The following is a 2,319-nucleotide window of genomic DNA, read 5'->3' as shown; positions in this document are numbered from 1 at the left end:
CGCGCGTATTGCATACGCGCTGCTGAAGAGCGAGAAAGCATACGTCAGCAAAACTGCCTAAAAAACGTTGTTCGCAACCATAGAATCTCCCACAGTGGGATTTGTTAAACGGGTTAGGGATGGGTTGGCTGGTAGGTCGCTATCGCTGGCAAGCTAGCTCCCACACGGATTGATTACATCCGATAGAGATTCGGCGGCTCATGGGTCGCCATCGCCAGCAAGCTGGCTCCTACAGTGGGATCCGGTGCGTTCAGCAAGAGACAGGCCGGCTATCAGGCCGCCTTCGCGAGCAAGCTCTGCTCCTACAAAAACAAAATCAAAAGATCGCAGCCTTCGGCAGCTCCTACATGGAATTCGCGGCGCAGCCGCCCCACTCAACAGGATGAGCGCAAGCTCGGCTGCTGCTTTTGATTTGGATCTTGATCCACGGGCGACATCGGAAGGCTGAGCGGAGGGATTCATCCGGGGGTGGGAGCGCAGCGACCGTTTGGCGCAGCCAAACACATCGAGAGGAGGTGCAGCGCAGCAAACCGGAGGCGATGCGCCCGGATGGATCCCGCAGCGAAGGAACCCCGAGCCCCAGCGAGCGGGCCGAACGTAGGAGCAAGCGTTTTTTGCTTACTTTTTTAGGCGCTTGTAAAAAAGTGAGTCGCCGTAAGGGCGAAACCGTAGGTGGCCGTTACCGCAGCAATGGATATGTACTCAAAAAATATGTCGCAGCTGATATCCATCCCCCTCACCCCAGCCCTCTCCCCCAAGGGGGCGAGGGGGAAAGGGAGCAGATCTTCATGCAGTTCAAAATCTCAGCCCGGCTCGGTCACTTGCTGAGAAACTCGGCTACTTTCTGCGCGGCACTGGCCAAATGCTGTTCATGCGTAAAACCTGAAGCCTTGAGCGGTTTCAAATCATGATCCCCGGCCACCAGCCAAAACACCTTGATACTCGGCGATAACGCATACGCCTCCACGGCTTCACGATTGCCAAGCGCATCCCGCTCCCCCTGCACAATCAACGTCCGCGTCCGCAAAGAAGCCAAATGCTCAACCCGAGGCTTCTCCGGCTTCCCCACCGCATAAAACGGATACCCCAGACACACCAACGCATCCACGCCCAATTCGTCAGCCAAAAGACTCGCCATCCGCCCCCCCATCGACTTCCCGCCAATCGCCAAAACCCCAGTGACATGACGTCGCACTACAGCAAACACCTCACGCCACCACTCCAACAGCTTCGGCGCCGGATTGGGCGGACGTTTACCACCGTCAACGCGCCGCTGCGCCATATACGGAAACTCAAACCGCAACACGTTAATCCCAAGAGCAGCAAGGCGCCCAGCCATGTCGTTCATCCAGTCGCTGTCCATCGGCGCACCAGCACCGTGAGCCAGGATCAACGTCGCCGCAGCTTCCCCATGAGCAGCATCCCACAGCCACCCATGATCACGCACGCACTGCGCCCATTGATCCCCGTCAATACTGGCCTTGTGCTGTTTGTCCATGCTTGCCTCGCTTTTAGTCTGCCTATAACTCCAGACGAAGGATTCGCCGCGTCTTTTGCGTGGGCTCACTTCGGCTGAACCGTGGATGGGGAACCATGAACACTTCTATCAGTACCGCCTACAACTACAAGGTGGTCCGCCAATTCGCCATTATGACGGTGGTGTGGGGCATCGTCGGCATGGGGCTCGGGGTTTTTCTCGCGGCCCAATTGGTCTGGCCCGAACTCAACTTCAATTTGCCTTGGACCAGTTTTGGCCGCCTGCGCCCGCTGCACACGAACGCGGTGATCTTCGCGTTCGGCGGCTGCGCGCTGTTCGCCAGTTCGTTTTACTCGGTGCAACGCACCTGCCAAACCCAATTGTTCGCACCGAAAATCGCCGCGTTCTGCTTCTGGGGCTGGCAACTGGTGATCCTGCTGGCGGCGATCAGCCTGCCACTGGGTTACACCAGCTCCAAGGAATACGCCGAGCTGGAATGGCCGATCGACATTCTGATCACCATTGTCTGGGTCGCCTACGCCATCGTGTTCTTCGGCACGATCATGCAGCGCAAAACCAAACACATCTACGTGGGCAACTGGTTTTTCGGCGCGTTCATCATCACCGTGGCGATTCTGCACATCGTCAACAACCTTGAGTTGCCGGTGAGTTTCACCAAGTCCTACTCGGTGTACGCCGGTGCAACCGACGCGATGGTGCAATGGTGGTACGGGCACAACGCCGTAGGCTTTTTCCTCACCGCCGGTTTCCTCGGGATGATGTACTACTTCGTGCCGAAACAGGCCGAGCGCCCGGTGTACTCGTATCGTTTGTCGATCGTG

At 57.5% G+C, this 2,319-nt stretch carries 2 protein-coding genes; one reads left to right on the top strand and one right to left on the bottom strand.

Translation table 11 applies throughout. The annotated features are described in order from the left end of the window. Positions 1–817: 817 nt before the first annotated feature. Entirely contained in the window at positions 818–1,498 is a 681-nt protein-coding gene (locus tag ACIP66_RS28555) for an alpha/beta family hydrolase (RefSeq protein WP_400652633.1), read from the bottom strand. A 95-nt stretch (positions 1,499–1,593) separates the two neighbouring features. Between ACIP66_RS28555 and ACIP66_RS28550 the strand changes: the two genes are divergently transcribed. Further along, on the top strand, positions 1,594–2,319 hold a 726-nt coding region (locus ACIP66_RS28550; protein WP_400652630.1), incomplete at its 3' end, for a cbb3-type cytochrome c oxidase subunit I.

Source organism: Pseudomonas sp. NPDC088429 (genome assembly GCF_044753305.1).
Taxonomy (GTDB): Bacteria; Pseudomonadota; Gammaproteobacteria; order Pseudomonadales; family Pseudomonadaceae; genus Aquipseudomonas; species Aquipseudomonas rustica.
The sequence above is the reverse complement of the archived record's forward strand: the minus strand, read 5'-3'. Positions and strand labels throughout refer to the sequence as shown.